15 protein-coding genes are annotated in these 14678 nt (G+C 63.8%); 5 read left to right on the forward strand and 10 right to left on the reverse strand.

The features are described from left to right. Positions 1-17: 17 nt before the first annotated feature. From P9273_RS13515 to P9273_RS13535, 5 genes are all read right to left on the reverse strand, one after another. Entirely contained in the window at positions 18-371 is a 354-nt protein-coding gene (locus P9273_RS13515) for a DUF1428 domain-containing protein (protein ID WP_278049356.1), read from the reverse strand. Between the two features lie 99 nt (positions 372-470). Further along, positions 471-887 (reverse strand): VOC family protein, encoded by a 417-nt coding sequence (locus P9273_RS13520; RefSeq protein WP_071034680.1) that lies wholly within the window; start codon positions 885-887, stop codon positions 471-473. Between the two features lie 146 nt (positions 888-1033). Next, the gene (locus tag P9273_RS13525) at positions 1034-1216 is read right to left on the reverse strand and encodes a hypothetical protein (RefSeq protein WP_040996825.1); all 183 of its coding nucleotides are present in this window, start codon (positions 1214-1216) and stop codon (positions 1034-1036) included. Between the two features lie 91 nt (positions 1217-1307). Continuing rightward, the gene (locus P9273_RS13530) at positions 1308-1697 is read right to left on the reverse strand and encodes a nuclear transport factor 2 family protein (RefSeq protein WP_278049357.1); all 390 of its coding nucleotides are present in this window, start codon (positions 1695-1697) and stop codon (positions 1308-1310) included. Between the two features lie 100 nt (positions 1698-1797). Then, a complete protein-coding gene (locus P9273_RS13535; RefSeq protein ID WP_278049540.1) occupies positions 1798-1953 on the reverse strand; it encodes a hypothetical protein in 156 nt (51 codons plus the stop codon). A gap of 52 nt (positions 1954-2005) precedes the next feature. On the opposite strand from P9273_RS13535, the gene P9273_RS13540 reads away from it, so the two are divergent. Beyond that, entirely contained in the window at positions 2006-2593 is a 588-nt protein-coding gene (locus P9273_RS13540; RefSeq protein ID WP_278049358.1) for a TRADD-N-associated membrane domain-containing protein, read from the forward strand. Between the two features lie 96 nt (positions 2594-2689). Here the strand turns inward: P9273_RS13540 and uvrB are convergent, their stop codons facing one another. Next, the gene (gene uvrB, locus P9273_RS13545; protein ID WP_278049359.1) at positions 2690-5803 is read right to left on the reverse strand and encodes an excinuclease ABC subunit UvrB; all 3114 of its coding nucleotides are present in this window, start codon (positions 5801-5803) and stop codon (positions 2690-2692) included. A 99-nt stretch (positions 5804-5902) separates the two neighbouring features. Continuing rightward, positions 5903-6829: a LysR substrate-binding domain-containing protein gene (locus tag P9273_RS13550; protein ID WP_278049360.1), complete on the reverse strand. Its 927-nt coding sequence runs from the start codon at positions 6827-6829 to the stop codon at positions 5903-5905. A 173-nt stretch (positions 6830-7002) separates the two neighbouring features. On the opposite strand from P9273_RS13550, the gene P9273_RS13555 reads away from it, so the two are divergent. Beyond that, complete coding sequence (locus P9273_RS13555; protein ID WP_278049361.1) at positions 7003-8157, forward strand: clavaminate synthase family protein; 1155 nt, start codon at positions 7003-7005, stop codon at positions 8155-8157. Positions 8158-8172: 15 nt separating this feature from the next. Here the strand turns inward: P9273_RS13555 and P9273_RS13560 are convergent, their stop codons facing one another. Then, positions 8173-9423 carry a hypothetical protein gene (locus tag P9273_RS13560; RefSeq protein ID WP_442920220.1) on the reverse strand — a complete coding sequence of 417 codons (1251 nt, stop codon included), beginning with the start codon at positions 9421-9423 and terminating at the stop codon, positions 8173-8175. A 138-nt stretch (positions 9424-9561) separates the two neighbouring features. Between P9273_RS13560 and P9273_RS13565 the strand changes: the two genes are divergently transcribed. Together P9273_RS13565 and P9273_RS13570 are read left to right on the forward strand one after the other, a co-directional pair. Next, positions 9562-10641 carry a CapA family protein gene (locus P9273_RS13565; protein ID WP_278049363.1) on the forward strand — a complete coding sequence of 360 codons (1080 nt, stop codon included), beginning with the start codon at positions 9562-9564 and terminating at the stop codon, positions 10639-10641. A 44-nt stretch (positions 10642-10685) separates the two neighbouring features. Then, positions 10686-11657, forward strand: a complete 972-nt coding sequence (locus P9273_RS13570; protein WP_278049364.1) for a DUF3137 domain-containing protein — start codon at positions 10686-10688, stop codon at positions 11655-11657. Positions 11658-11660: 3 nt separating this feature from the next. On the opposite strand, the gene P9273_RS13575 is transcribed toward P9273_RS13570, so the two are convergent. Then, positions 11661-12143, reverse strand: a complete 483-nt coding sequence (locus P9273_RS13575) for a YegJ family protein (RefSeq protein WP_278049365.1) — start codon at positions 12141-12143, stop codon at positions 11661-11663. Positions 12144-12311: 168 nt separating this feature from the next. After that, positions 12312-12827: a hypothetical protein gene (locus P9273_RS13580; protein WP_278049366.1), complete on the reverse strand. Its 516-nt coding sequence runs from the start codon at positions 12825-12827 to the stop codon at positions 12312-12314. Between the two features lie 840 nt (positions 12828-13667). On the opposite strand from P9273_RS13580, the gene P9273_RS13585 reads away from it, so the two are divergent. Then, positions 13668-14606 (forward strand): diacylglycerol/lipid kinase family protein, encoded by a 939-nt coding sequence (locus tag P9273_RS13585; protein WP_278049367.1) that lies wholly within the window; start codon positions 13668-13670, stop codon positions 14604-14606. The last annotated feature ends 72 nt before the right edge of the window (positions 14607-14678 follow it).

Raw genomic sequence — 14678 nt, forward strand, 5'->3', positions numbered from 1 at the left:
GCTTGGGGCCGAGTTCCTCAAAGCTCCAAGAACGGCTGGAAGCCACCGAAGATCATGCGCTTGCCGTCAAACGGCATGGCAGACCAGTCCATCTTGAGACGCTCGTCGGCCATCACCTTGGCCATGACCGCGTCGCGGCTCTGCCTGGATTCATAGACGACCCAGGAGAAGATGACGACCTCGTCGTCCTTCGCCTGAACGGCGCGCGGGAACGAAGTCAGCTCGCCATAGGGCACGTCGTCGCCGACGCATTCGACATAGGCGAGCGCGCCATGCTCCATCCAGACGGCGCCGCCGTTCTCAGCCATTTTCTTGTACGCATCGAGATTTGCCTTCGGCACGGCGAGCACGAAACCATCGACATAGGACATGATGAAACTCCTTTGCTGAAAACGAGCGCCGGGTCGGCGGGGGAACGACCCAGCGCGAGTGAGCGTCATCCCGCGGGACGCCGCCTGCTCGCTAGGAAATCACTTCACAGGCGCGTTCATCGCCCACGCGACGCCGAAGGGGTCTTTCACCTGGCCCCAGCGATCGCCCCAGAACATCACCTGCAGCGGGGTGACGATTTCGCAGCCGGCATCGACCGCGCGTTTCCACCAGGCGTCGATATCGTCGCTGCCGAGATGGAGCTGCAGCGTGTAGCCCTGCGCCGCCTGGTGGGGATGGCCGTGTTCGGGATAGGCGTCGCCCAGCATCAGCGTCGAGCCGTTGACATAGAGATGGATATGCATGGTGCGGCCCTTGTCGTCCGGCGGATAGGCGAACACTTCCTCCGCGCCGAAGGCCTTCTTGTAGAATTCGGCGGCCTTGATGGCGCCGTCGACCTGCAGATAGGGGGTCAATCCGCCAAGGACCTTGGCGCGGGGCGGGGTCTGGTCGTTCATGCTCGTGTTCCTCTTCACAGGTTGATCTGGCTTGCGAGCCAAAGGACGGATGAAGCAGCGGCGATCCGACATGGCCCCCGAAAAAAACTTAAAGCGCCGGCCCCCGAGCCGGGCGACCGGGAAACAATCGCATTGAAAGCGCCATTTTATATGACCTTCGCGGAGAAGGTGGTGGCGCGGCGGCTTTCCCGCGTTTCGAAAATCTCCGGAAAGCCGATGTCCTTGCGCAGTTCGGACGGTAGCGAAAGCAGGATGCGCTCGCTGCGGTGGCGGGCGCGCGCCTGCGCATACCGGTTGGCTAGGCGGCCGATGGATGACAGTACCGACATGTTGCTTCTCCCTGTTGATGCCGGCATCATCGTGTCGGCATCCCAAGGACGAGGCGGCAATCGGCGATCCGACAGATCGCCTCAATCTTTTTCAGAGCACCGACGCCGCCAGCGCGGTATCGTAATATTCCACCATCTCGATGATCTCGCCGTCGCGGACCGTCCAGAAATTGGCGGTGCGCATGATGAACTCCTCGCCGGTGGCGCGGCGCGTCATATGGATCTCGACCTGCGCGGCGACCTTGTCGCCGCCGTCGATAATCTCGACCGGGACAAAGTGCCGGTATTCGAAGTCGTCGTCCAGCGCCAGCAATCTGGTGAGGAATTCCTGTTTGCCATGCGCGGTGCCGGCGTGGCGCGATTGCCGTGGATCGGCAATCCAGCGGAACACGACATCCTCGGAGCACCGTGCCAGGGCGCCCTCGATGTCGCGGTCCGCATAGGCCTGGTAGAGATTGTTGACGATGTCCACTGCACGCATGGCCCGTTCCCTCCATGGCTGAGCAATTCAGCATGCGCTTTTTTTAGCAGATCGAAAAGTATTGCCGCGCCGACGGTGCCGGCCCGGCAGATGCATCGTCTCAGCTCGGTGTTTCGGCAATCGAGCGGAAGAAGGCCTCCGGGTCATCGACCTCGGTCAGCCGGCGCTTCTCGATCAGCCAGGAACGGTTGCCGACGGCGCGGATGAAGGAGCGGTCATGCGAGGCGAGCAGGCAGCTATTGCCACCAGGGGTCATATTTGATTTCTTGCCACGGGGTTTGATTGCTTTTCAAAGGGGGCGGGGCACCATGTCGATCGAAACAGTATCGACCTATCTCGGCTATGGGGCGATTGGTTTAGCTTCGGTCGCAGTAGCCGTTGCCGTGGCGGCCGCTCTACGATCCGGCGTGATTAAGGCCATCACGCTTGGACCTTTGTCCATTGAAGGCGGAATCACCTCATCGCAAGTTGCGAGGCAGAGAGATATCCCTTCAGTCGAGCGACCCTTCGAGACTGAAGCCCTCGCCAGCTACTACAATCAGGCACTGGCTCGATCGAAAATAAGTTTCTGGTTCAGTCTCATTTTCGCATCAGTTGGATTCTTAGTCATTATTTTTGCGTTCGTTACCCACGATGTAAATGACTTGGCGGGAACCATCTTGAAGATCGTAAGCGGCACAGTTATCGATGCTGTTTCGGGATTGTTTTTTGTTCAATCAACCAGCGCCCAGAAGTCGATGAGCGAATTCTTTGAGAAGTTACGGTTGGATCGAGCCAGTTCCGTTGCTCGAGAGATGATCACCGAGATGGAAAATGTTGAGCGCCGCGACCAATTAAGGGCTCAGCTCGTCATCAAGTATGCCGGCATCGATAAGTTTGTCGTCGGCAATTCGTGATGTGAATTCGAATTCAAATACCCGCCGCCCGTTTAAGCGGCAGTGGCTGAAGCAAAGACAGTCCACCATTCCTCAAAAGTTCAGAGCCCGCTGGGCCTATCGCCCCGGCCGTCCGGTCTTGCCCGGCCGACGCTTTTGACGGCGCTCGTCGGCCGGGTCCTCGTAGGAGCCGATGCCTGAGCGTTGGCGGACAATTGGCTTGTCGTCGCGTTCTTTCGTGCCCCGGTCCGCCTCGCCAACTCCCGAGATTGGCCTTGGCTTCGTCGGCATTTTTCCTTCAACGGGTTTTTCCGTGCGGCGCACCGTCATCTCGTCGAGCGAGTTCTTCCGGAACAAGGGCTTGGTCCGGTCGCCGGGAATGCCGAAATCGGAACCGTGCGCTTCCTGCGCCGTCTGCTTCTTGAACAGCGAGCGCGACACCGCGCCGGCGGGCGTCGCCATATCCGTGCCGGGGCCCATGTCGTCGAGCGAGGGCTTGGCGAAGAGCGGCTTCTTCACCGGCACGGCGCCGTCGGCGCCCATCTCGTCCAGATGCGGCTTGCGGAACATGTTGGGCCGGGACGCCCTGGCCGCCTCCTCGGCGGCGCGCGCTTCGTCGAGCCGGCGGAAACGCTCCTGTTCCTCGGCCGTGCGATGTCTGGCCACGCCTTTGTTGTGCTTGCCCTTCTCGCGGCCCGATGCGGGGCTCTGGCTTTCCACCTCACGCGCCAGCGGATCGTCGGAGATGGCAAGCTCCATTTCGCGCAGCCGCTTGATCTCGTCGCGGATGCGGGCGGCCTTCTCGAAGTCGAGATTGGCGGCGGCATCGCGCATCTGCTTGTCGAGCGCCTCGAGGTGGGTCTTCAGATTGTTGCCGATCATGGCGCCGGCATTGTCGGTGAAATCCGAGATATCGGCACGGACATGGTCCTTCTCGTAGACCGAGTCGAGAATGTCGGCGATGCGCGATTTGACGGATTCCGGCGTGATGCCGTTGGCGGCGTTCCACTCCATCTGCTTCTCGCGGCGGCGGTTGGTCTCCGCCATCGCGCGTTCCATCGAGCCGGTGATCTGGTCGGCATAGAGGATGACCTTGCCGTCGACATTGCGGGCGGCGCGGCCGATGGTCTGGATCAGCGAGGTCTCCGAGCGCAAGAAACCTTCCTTGTCGGCATCGAGGATGGCGACGAAGCCGCATTCGGGGATATCGAGGCCTTCGCGCAGCAGGTTGATGCCGACCAGCACGTCGAAGGCGCCGAGGCGCAGGTCGCGCAGGATCTCGATGCGCTCCAGCGTGTCGATGTCGGAGTGCATGTAGCGGACGCGGATGCCGTTCTCGTGCAGATATTCGGTGAGGTCCTCGGCCATGCGCTTGGTGAGAACGGTGACCAGCGTGCGGTAGCCCAGCCTGGTGGTCTCGCGGATTTCGCCGACGACATCGTCGACCTGGCTCTTGGCCGGGCGCACCTCGACCGGCGGGTCGATCAGACCGGTCGGGCGGATGACCTGCTCGGCGAAGACGCCGCCGGACTGCTCGAGTTCCCAGGCCCCGGGCGTCGCCGAAACCGCGACGGAGAGAGGACGCATGGCATCCCATTCCTCGAAGCGCAGCGGCCGGTTGTCCATGCAGGAGGGCAGGCGGAAACCGTACTCCGCCAGGGTCGCCTTGCGGCGGAAGTCGCCGCGATACATGCCGCCTATCTGCGGAATCGTGACGTGGCTCTCGTCGATGAAGATCAGCGCATTGTCCGGCACATATTCGAACAAGGTCGGCGGCGGCTCGCCCGGCCGGCGTCCGGTGAGATAGCGCGAATAGTTCTCGATGCCGGCGCAGGAGCCTGTCGCCTCCAGCATCTCGAGATCGAAGCGCGTGCGCTGCTCCAACCGCTGCGCTTCCAGCAAACGACCAGCCTTTTCAAGCTCTTGCAGGCGATGCTGCAATTCTTCCTTGATCGACTTGATAGCCTGATTCAAGGTCGGCCGCGGCGTCACATAATGCGAGTTGGCGTAGATCTTGACGCTCTTCAGCTCGCCGGTCTTCTGGCCGGTCAGCGGATCGAATTCGGTGATCGCCTCGATCTCGTCGCCGAACATCGATATGCGCCAGGCGCGGTCCTCAAGGTGGGCCGGGAAGATCTCGATCGTGTCGCCGCGCACGCGAAAAGAGCCGCGCACGAAGTTGACGTCCTGGCGCTTGTACTGCTGGGCGACGAGGTCGGCGAGAAGCGAGCGCTGGTCGAGCCGGTCGCCGACCTGCATCTGGAAGGTCATCGCCGTATAGGTCTCGACCGAGCCGATACCGTAAATACAGGAGACCGAGGCGACGATGATGACGTCGTCGCGTTCGAGCAGCGAGCGCGTCGCCGAGTGGCGCATCCGGTCGATCTGCTCGTTGATGGAGGATTCCTTCTCGATATAGGTGTCGGTGCGCGGGACGTAGGCCTCCGGCTGGTAATAGTCGTAGTAGGAGACGAAATACTCGACCGCGTTCTCGGGGAAGAACTTCTTGAACTCGGCATAGAGCTGCGCGGCCAGCGTCTTGTTGGGCGCCAGGATCAGGGCAGGGCGCTGCGTCTCCTCGATCACCTTGGCCATGGTGAAGGTCTTGCCCGAGCCGGTGACGCCGAGCAGCACCTGGGTGCGGTCGTTCTGCTCGACGCCTTCGACGAGGTCCTTGATGGCGGTCGGCTGGTCGCCGGCGGGCTCGAAATCCGACACCATCTTGATGGCAATGCCGCCTTCGGACTTTTCCGGCCGGGCCGGACGATGCGGCGTCCAGAGCTGGCCGTCCTTGTGCAGCGGATTGCCGGATTCGATCAGTTTCGACAGCGCGGCGACGGTCGCCGTGACGCCGCTGGACGAAACCGACTCGGCATCTTCCAGGCTGATGTCGAGGCCGGCCACCGGGTTGAGGCCGGCGGCCGCGCGCTCCTTCGCCGAAGCGGCGCCGCCCATCGAGGTGCCGCGAGCGGTGCGCCCGGGCGCCGACGAGCGTTCGGGGATCTTCTTCGGGGCTTTCGCCTTCGGCTGCCTTTCCGCCTCCCGCTCGATCTGTCCGGCCCAATCGGAGATCGAGCCGGTCAGCGGCGCGCCCGAAAACTCGGCCTGCGGCGCCTCGGCGAAGCCACCGGGCTTCAACGGCTCGGCGGCATCGAGGAATTCGGTGAGCGGACTGCGCCGCTTCGGCGCGCCGTCTTGCGAAGGCGTCTTCTTGTCAGGATGTCTGGCCATGGCCCGAATATGGGTGGACTCGGCCGAAATGGAAAGAGCCGAGTGAGAGGGCTCCGGCCGGGCATGGACGCTGCTGACAGAAGGCTGTCAGGAGAGGCGTCATGACTCGATGCGCCTGAGACTGTCCGCGTCCGCATTGGCGAGCGCCGCGGCGACGGCGCTGGCGCGGCGGGCCTTCGGTCCGTCCATCGGCCAGACCAGACGGCGCTTGATGGTCAATGCCGGAATCTCGCGGGCTATCTCGACGAGCTGCCCGGAGCCGAGATGCTCCCTCAGCACCAGTTCGCTGGCAAGCAGCGCGCCCATGCCGGAGATCGCCGCCTGCGCGGCCAGGACAGTCAAGGGGAACCGGGGTCCGTGGTCGATGTTCTTGCGCCGGCGGCCGGCGGCGGCGAACCAGTTTGCCCATGTGGGGTAAACGTCGTCGCCCATCGTCTGGTCTATGTGGAGGAGGGACAGGCGGTCGAGCAGTTCGGCGCCGTCCTGATCGGCGCGGTTGCGGATCAGCGCCGGGGCGCAGGCCGGGATCACCCTTTCGGTGAAGAGGTCGGCCGATGCGAGATGCCTTGCCGAGCTGTTCCGGTAGCTGATGGCGAGGTCGACACCTTCCTCCAGCATCGAGTCCAAGGCGATCGACACGACGATGCGCACGTCCAGCTTGCCGAGCGCCGCGCGGACGCGGTCAAGTCGCGGCGCCAGCCATAGTGAGGAAAAGGAGGGATCGGCCGCGATGGTGAACGTATCGGCACGGCGCTCGAAACGCAGCCGCCGCAAGCCGGAGGCCAGCGCGTCGAAGCCGCGGTCGATGTCGGGCAGCGCCGCCTCGGCAATGCGCGTGAGCGCAATGCCGTTGCCCTCGCGCCTGACCAGCTTGATGCCGAGACGATCCTCCAGCTGCCGCAACTGATGGCCGACAGCCCCCGGCGTGACGCCAAGCTCCTCGGCGGCGCGGGTGAGACTGCCGGTGCGCGCGGCAGCGGCCAGCGCGCGCAAAGCCGACAGCGGAAGGTCGCGAAGAAGCGTCATGGATTGAGCTTAACTCAAAACTTGGGAAAGCAAACTCGTTTGCAGAAAAAGTCGGCCGCGGCCTAGCGTTGTTGAAGGCAACTCAATCCAGGAAAGCCATTACGATGCTCGATATGCAAACGCAGTCTGCCCCAGCCGGTCGGGCTTTTGGGACACCGCGCTCCTTGCGAGCGATGCGCAACGAAGGAACACGCATCGCGGTGGAATTCGACGACGGCAGCGCCGGCCGGCTGTCGATGCGGTGGCTGCGGCTTGCCTGCGAATGCGGGATATGCGGCGATACCGCCTCGGGCAAGCGCTGGCTGACGCCGGCGGACGTTCCCGCCGATATCCGGGCAACGTCGATCGAAATTTCGTCCGACGGGACGATGGACGTGGTTTGGCAGGACAGTCATGTCTCGCGCTTCGCGGCGGAGTTTCTGGCCGCTCATGCCGGGCAGGCCGCAGGCCTTGGCGCACCACGCTTTCGGCCAGACCTATGGAGCAGCGACCTCGCGGCTCGGCTCCGCCGTTTCGCCTTCGACGCGGTGGTTGAGGACGACGAGGTGCTGTTCCAATCCCTGCGCGCTTTGCGCGATCACGGCATCGCCATGCTGACGGGCGTTCCGGCTGAGCCGGAGGCGACGCTGCGTGTCGCCGGCCGCTACGGCCCCGTGCGCGAGACCAGCTACGGCAAGGTGTTCGATCTCATCTCACGGCCGGACGCGCGGGTAGCCGGAGAGACGGCGCGCGCGCAGATCCCGCATACCGACGAGCCGTTCCGCTATTCCCCGCCGGGCTTCATCTTCTTCCACGCCATCAGAACCGGCGCTGGCAGCGGCGGCACGTCGCTGATGGTCGATGGTTTCCAAGTCGCCGAGCGGATGCGCAGGAACAGACCGGAGCTCTTCGACCTGCTGACCCGTCATGGCGTCACCTTCCATCGCGAGCATGCCGGTGAAGTGTTCTTCAGCGCCGAGGCGCATGTCATCAGCCTCGACGCCAGCGGCGCGGTCACCGGCATACGCTACAATGACCGCTGCCTGGCCCCGCAGGCCGGACCCAGCGATAAGGTCGATGGCCTGATCGCGGCGCTTGCCGAACTGACGCGGCTGATCTGCGATCCAGCGAACCAGTTCCAGCACCAGTTGCAGCCCGGCGAGGTGCTAGTCTTCGACAATCAGCGGGTCCTGCACGGACGCACCGAATTCGATCCGACGCTGGCCATCCGCCATCTCAGAAGCTGCAACCTCGACCGCGATGGCGTCCACAGCGCCTTTCGCACTTTGGCGCGGCGCTTCGCGCCGGAGGAGGCGGAAGCGGTGCTTTATCAGGGAGCTATTCTTTAGCTGTGGGATAGGTCCTCAATTGAACCACAGCGCAAACGTCAAGAAGCCGGCGCCGCCGAACTCGCGCTGGATCTGGTCGAAATCGTCGCTGGTGAGGATCTTGCCGCTTTCGAGATAGGGCGCAATGCCGGGGCCGGTGATCGACAGGACGAGGTCAAAAGGTTTCGGTTCGTCGAAGAAGCGCTTCATGTTGATGCCCTTGCCGGTGATGCGGAAATGCGGCAGCAGCACGCGGCCTTCGAGAAGATCCTCGGCCACCGTCAGCGTGGCGAGCCAGGCCTGCACCTGTTCCTCGCCGACCTCGAGGCCGGTCAGCGGGTTGACGCCCTTCTGCTGCGGTCCCGGCAGCCATTCCCGATCATTGTCGGTCTCGGTCAGGATCGACTTCCAGTCTTCGCGCGACAGCCGGATCATCTCCAGCAGGTGGCGTCGCGCGGCTTGGCGGCGTTCCGGCTCGATCACCGGCCAGTTGACGAGATGCACCAGCGAGACGAAGTCGGCGAAGCGCCATTCCGAGGCGAATATGTTGCCGCTCATGCCGCCGTCCAGCGGCACCAGCGCGTCCTGCAGCGGCAGTTTGGCGCGCGGGAACAGCATGTGGAAGGAGCCATCGAAGGCGTTGCGGAAATCATGCGCCAGCCAGAAATCGGCCTGCGCCATCAGGAACTCGGCGTAGCCTTGCAGCCAGAAACCGTCGGCGCGGTCGAAGCGAAAGGTAAGCGAAGGCGCGGCATTGCTCGTGTCGATGCCGCCGCGCGAGAGCGACGCCATGATGGCGGCGAAGCTTTCGTCCTGCGCAATGGCGCCGTCTTCGTTGAGATCGATGCCGAGACGGGTGAGATCGACCACCATGCCGATGTCGGCATTGGCCGGGACCGAGCCGAGCGTGGCGGCGGATTTTTCGAGCCGGTCACGGAAGGCGACCAGGATGGCGCGGAATTCTTCGTAGGTCAGCGGCTGCGGGTTGGGATTGTCGGGCACGGGCAACTGCATCAGCGGCAGCATGAAGGATTTCGGGCTCTCGAAACCGTGGCGATGCAGGCCGCCGGCGAGGAGCTCGAGCGCGGTGAAGAATTCGCCGGCGCCGGCCGCAAAGGCCGAGGCCGGGTCCCTGGCCGCTGCCGCCTCCAAAGTCGACAGTGCCGTGTTCCGGTCGGCCACGCTCTTTGCCTCGAACATGGACTTGGCTGCGTCCGGCATCTCCGCCCAGGCGAAGGACGCCGGCAGCACTGCAAACAAGACCGCTGCGAGGATCGCTCTAAGCATCGTCATCGCCCTCCACTTCATGACAAGGCGAGCATACACGTATTTCGATCAGGCCGAGATGCCTGCCCGCAAGATCGCCGGCGACCCGCTTCAACCGGTCCGTCATACAGTCTACACAGGGCGAAAATGGATGGGCCCGTGTCGAACTATCCGCTTGCCTACAAACTGTCGTGGCTGCCGCGCCTGCTGAGACCGTCGCTTGCCGGCGACAGGAACGGTTTCGCGGCGTCTGCGGCGGTGCTCATCGACCCGCTGCCGCTCCAGACGGTGCGGTTGGCCTTCGTCGGCGACATCTCTGCGGTCGCCAATCGCGACACGCCGGAATGCGATCCGACAATCGCGACGCTGCTTTCATCCGCCGACCTCGTGGTCGGCAATTGCGAAAGCCCGATCGTCGAGCGGCCACGCGCGATCATGGGCACATGGCTCGGCACGCATCACGCTATGAGTGAGCGTTTCCTGGCCGATGCGCTCGCAGCCGCCGGTATCGCGCGCGACAGGCTCGTTCTATCCCTGGCCAACAACCATGTGCTCGACCAGGGGATTGCCGGCTTCGAGGAAACGCTGGCGGCCTTGAAACGGCTCGGGATCGGAACCATCGGCACGGTTGCCGGCGGGCCTGTCCAGAATCATGCAGCCGGATCGCTGACGATCGGCTTCGCGGCCTTCACGCTCTGGCGCAACACGGACGCCATGCCCTTCGAGGAACGCATCTCGATGCGAGCCGCCGAATGGCCGCGCGAGGCTGTTCCCGGCATCGATCTCACTTGCGCCGTGCCGCATTGGGACTGGGAGTTCCGGCACTTTCCGAGGCCGCAGACCCGGGCGCTGGCGAGGCGGCTGGCGGATCACGGCGTCCGGCTGATCGCCGGGCATCACGCGCATGTCGTGCAACCTATCGAGCGCATCGGCGGCAGCGTGATTGCCTATGGCCTTGGCGACTTCCTCGGAACCGCCCTGGCCACACAGCCATGGCCCGGGCGCATCGGCTCCATCCTTATTGTCGATGTCAGCGCCGATGCCGGCACACGCGGCCTGATCGCCGGCTACGGGCAGCATTTCTTCATGCGCCTCGCCGATAAAGGCCATGAGCGGCTGGTCCCGGTCGAGGCTCTGGACGGCCGGCTCAAGCAACAGGTCGCAGCCCGGCTGGAGGCGATTTTCCCGCTTCGGACAGCTAGCTCCCGACCGCATCGAGCGCAGGCGACTTTCACGTAAAAGCCGCTATCATGGCCGCATCTCAGCGGCGGCCGGGGGTGGCCATGGAAGCAGCGGATTTCATGCCGAGCGAGGCGGTGATCGCGGGCATCAGGCGCGGCATCGAGGAATATGAGGCGAAACGGGCGTCAGCCCGGAGACAGGTCCGCTGGCGGGTGCCGGTGTTCGTCGGCCTGGTCGTCGTCTTCGTCGCGCTGATAGCCTGGCTGTTCAACGCCGCCGCCGATCCTCACGAACAGTGGCTCTCGACGCCGCATGTCTTTCTCTATATCGGCGGCCTCGCCGTCGCGGTGCTTGCCTATTTCCGAGCGCTGAGGCCGGCGGCCCGGCTGCAGCGATCTTTCCGCGACACGCTGCTGCCGATGATCTTCGGCTTCGTGCGGGACGTGCGCTACCAGCATGGCACGCGGCCGAACTCCTTCGACAGGATGCCGCGCGAAACGGTCGGCGCTTTCAGCCGCCAAAGCTTCGACGACATTATTTCCGGGCGCTACGAGGATTTCCCCTTCGAGCTCTACGAGGCAAGGCTCTGGGAAGGCTCCGGCAAAAGCGAGACGATCGCCTTCAAGGGCATCATCATCGCCTTCGAGACCATCGAGCCGTTCCCGGGAACGTTGGTCGCGGCGCGCAAGGCCGGCAAGGTGGTGCATTTCTTCCGCGGCATGTTCGCTGGCAAGATGCAGGAGCTGTCATGCGGCGTCGACGACCTCGATAATACCTATGAATTCCGCACCGACAATATCGAGGCGGCGCGGCCGCTGGTGACCGGCCGGATGGCGCAGGCGCTGACCTGGCTGCGCGAGACATGGCCCTACGACCAGGCGCGAGTGGCGCTCAGCGGCAGCGACGGCTTTCTGTTGATGCCGCGCTCGAAGAACTTCTTTGAGCTTCCGGATATCTCCGAGCCGATCGACTACAACAGGCATGTCGCGCCGATGATCACCGATCTCGGCGCCATGCTGGCCACCGCTGCGCTGGTGCGCAAGATCGGCGCGAGGGATGGAGTGGGCGTATAGACCTCAGCAGTCGAAGCCGTATTGGGTACGCATGTACTCGGCCTCTTCCTTCGACATCTTCTTGAGCATCACGCAGACGGTAACGCTGCCGACCTGGCGGCCGTTCCTGGTGTAGCCCCAGTCGGAAATATCGTCCCTGGTGAATTCGATGTTCTGGCCGAGGACGACGTTTTGAACGATTTCCGGCTCGTTCGCCAATATGCCGACGAAGCCGGTCTCGGTCCGCCTGAAGGGGATCACCCAGAAATGCTCGGTCGCATTCCCATCGGTGATCATCACCTTCAGCTTGAACTTGTCGGTTGCCGGCGGCGGCGTGTCGGACAAGGCCAGGAATTCATCCAGGCTGGATCGCGCCTTCTCGATCGCCGCCGCCATCTCGGCGTCGTCGGAGGCGATCACCATGGCCTTGTCGTCGCCTTCTGCTCTGGCATGCAAGGGAGCGAGCGCCAGCAACAGGCATAGCGCGATACGAACGGCAATTGTCATGACACCCCCCAACCCCGGTCCAGGCCACTATCTTCCTGTACTATGTCGGCATTATCAATCGAAGCCCGGCTCGTCACCAAGCCACCAAAGTCGCCGGCGCACGCTTGCCATTGCGACGGTATTCAGGTGAGGCCGGCCCACCTGAACATCGAAACACCCCGGACTGGCTTATAGCCCGGTCAGTCCCGCCAGCCAGCTCGCCGACCGCTTGGCCGCGTCCACGGTTGCGGTGGCCGCGCGGCTGAGGTCGGTCTTGACCACGGCATAGCCGGCCTTGGTGCGGTAAAGCACTGCGCGGCCGCCATCGACCGACCTGTCGAAGGCAACCGGCTTCGCCGATTCCGTTTCGCTGGCGGTCACCGTTGCGCCGACCGGCACGCTCGGGCGATGGTCGAGTTCGGGCGGCAGCGGGGCGATGGTTTCGATGACGCGGTTCCTGGGCTTCAGATCCGGCCTGGAGGCTTTCGCGGCAAGCTCGGAGGTACAGGCCGAGCCCTTGACGCGGCAGATGCCTGAAACCAGCGGATAGTTGAAATTGCGCTGGTGCAGCATCTGGCTCTTCATTGCCGCTTCGCAGTCGGCGATCGTCGCCCATTTGGCCGGCGTCTCACCGATATATTCGCACAGCTTGGCGTCGCAGTCGCAGCCGACGATGGTCATGGCGACAAGGGCGGTCTTGATCACGGTCTCGTCCCTTCGAAATTGCCCCTCTTCACCCGCCTGCATCAATCCGCGCCGAACAAGGCGGGATTTGGCCGCGATTGTGAAATGTGGATGACGGGACGTTTCCGAAGGTTGCTCCACCGGCGACTGTGGCCGGAAAGCTTCAGTAGCCGACGCCGGGCAGGTGCGGTGCACAGCCCAAAAAGACAGTCGGCGCTGGGGTTTCTCCCAGCGCCTCCCTGTCAGATCAGGAACCGGTTAAGGCAGCAACTTCCGTAAAGTCGTCGCGCCAGGCCGGCCTTGATTTTGACGGTCCTGCCAGTCACCACCCGAAGGCAGCGCCCGTTCCAGACCACGCCGACCTCCACCCTTGCGGGCTTCGCCCAGCGTGCCATCGAAGGTCTTTTCCGGCCTTCATGGCAGCATCGGTCCGCCGTCGGCGTTGGCACGCTTTCCGCGGCACCCGTAGGTCTCGGCATCCGTCCCTCCAACAGGCGAAACCTGCTCTCGTTCTGGGCCGTACGGGCCTCAGGAAATCCGCCTTGCGCTTTTGCCTTTCGGCTGGGGCGTTCGGTAGCCGCCTGAGATGGGTTGAATGTACGCCGGGTAAGGGATTCAGGGAATAACGGGGCGCCTGTGGATAGCGGGGTTATCGGGGACCAAAGGCAATAGCCTCGGAATTCGGCGGCCGAACCTCTTAGACAGCCTGCCCCCGCTTTTTTAGCGACCTTGGATGTTAGAGCCTTGCTCCGCTGCCCGGTCCGCGTTTCAATGTCGGCAAAAGAGTTTGGGCCGGCAAAGACTTTGGGCCGGCGCGGACTTCACCGCGCATTTACGCGACGTGCCTCGGGGGAGGTCGGCTTGAAGGTCGGGGTGGTTCTCAATCCGATAGCCGGCGGCGGCAGGCTCAAGCGGCATTGGCCAGAGGCGGCGGCATCGCTCAAGGCGAGTTTCGGCGATTTCGAGCTGCGCGAGACGCAAGCCGGCGGCGATGCGGAACGATTGGCGATCGATCTCGCAGCCGGCGGATGCGGGCTGGTGATCGCGGCCGGCGGGGACGGCACCGCCAGCGAGGTGGCCGACGGGCTGCTGCAGGCGCAATCCGAAACCGGCCACGAAAGCGCGCTTGGACTTCTGCCCTGCGGCACCGGCATCGACTTCGCGCGCGGGCTCGGCATGCCGCGCTCCATAGACGCCTCGGTCAAGCATATGGCGGATGCCAAGGGCCGCAAGATCGACGCCGGTCGCATCTGCTACATCGACGACCAGGGCAAGCTGGCCAGCCGCCACTTCATCAACATCGCCAGCCTTGGCCTGTCCGGAGAAACGGATCGCGCCGTCAATGCCGACAAGCGCAAGGGTCGGATCTCGGTCAAGGCGCTGTTCTTCTGGCGCACGGTGGTGGAGTTCCTCCGCTACCGCTTCCAGGATGTCAGGATCACCATAGACGATGGCGAGCCGGTCGAGGCGCGCATGGCGCTGGTGGCGGTCGCCAACGGCAAGTTCTTCGGCGGCGGCATGATGATCGCGCCCGACGCCGAGCTCGCCGACGGGCAGTTCGACATCGTCATCGTGGGGGCGACGAACAAGCTCGGGCTGATCCGCGACATCCGGCTGCTTTATGGCGGGCGTCACCGCAATCATCCGGCCATCACCATCCTGCGCGGCCGCAAGGTGCTGGTCGAGCCGCTTGGCGATGCGGAGAAGAACGGAGCGCTGGTCGATATAGACGGCGAGTCGCCGGGGCGGATTCCGGCGACTTTCGAGATCCTGCCCGGCGCGCTGACCTTGAGAGGTTGAATCAACCGGCTGAGAGTTTGATTCAGCCGGTACCGCCAGACGCTTGAGACAGCTGGCTAAATATTTGCGGGG

Source organism: Mesorhizobium sp. WSM4935 (genome assembly GCF_029625735.1).
Lineage (GTDB): Bacteria > Pseudomonadota > Alphaproteobacteria > Rhizobiales > Rhizobiaceae > Mesorhizobium.

Excerpts from the sequence above, each read along its gene's own strand:
- P9273_RS13515 (WP_278049356.1), bottom strand. The coding sequence starts at position 371 with ATGTCCTATGTCGATGGTTTCGTGCTCGCCGTGCCGAAGGCAAATCTC.
- P9273_RS13520 (WP_071034680.1), bottom strand. The coding sequence starts at position 887 with ATGAACGACCAGACCCCGCCCCGCGCCAAGGTCCTTGGCGGATTGACC.
- P9273_RS13525 (WP_040996825.1), bottom strand. The coding sequence starts at position 1,216 with ATGTCGGTACTGTCATCCATCGGCCGCCTAGCCAACCGGTATGCGCAG.
- P9273_RS13530 (WP_278049357.1), bottom strand. The coding sequence starts at position 1,697 with ATGCGTGCAGTGGACATCGTCAACAATCTCTACCAGGCCTATGCGGAC.
- P9273_RS13535 (WP_278049540.1), bottom strand. The coding sequence starts at position 1,953 with ATGACCCCTGGTGGCAATAGCTGCCTGCTCGCCTCGCATGACCGCTCC.
- P9273_RS13540 (WP_278049358.1), top strand. The coding sequence starts at position 2,006 with ATGTCGATCGAAACAGTATCGACCTATCTCGGCTATGGGGCGATTGGT.
- uvrB (WP_278049359.1), bottom strand. The coding sequence starts at position 5,803 with ATGGCCAGACATCCTGACAAGAAGACGCCTTCGCAAGACGGCGCGCCG.
- P9273_RS13550 (WP_278049360.1), bottom strand. The coding sequence starts at position 6,829 with ATGACGCTTCTTCGCGACCTTCCGCTGTCGGCTTTGCGCGCGCTGGCC.
- P9273_RS13555 (WP_278049361.1), top strand. The coding sequence starts at position 7,003 with ATGCGCAACGAAGGAACACGCATCGCGGTGGAATTCGACGACGGCAGC.
- P9273_RS13560 (WP_442920220.1), bottom strand. The coding sequence starts at position 9,423 with ATGCTTAGAGCGATCCTCGCAGCGGTCTTGTTTGCAGTGCTGCCGGCG.
- P9273_RS13570 (WP_278049364.1), top strand. The coding sequence starts at position 10,686 with ATGGAAGCAGCGGATTTCATGCCGAGCGAGGCGGTGATCGCGGGCATC.
- P9273_RS13575 (WP_278049365.1), bottom strand. The coding sequence starts at position 12,143 with ATGACAATTGCCGTTCGTATCGCGCTATGCCTGTTGCTGGCGCTCGCT.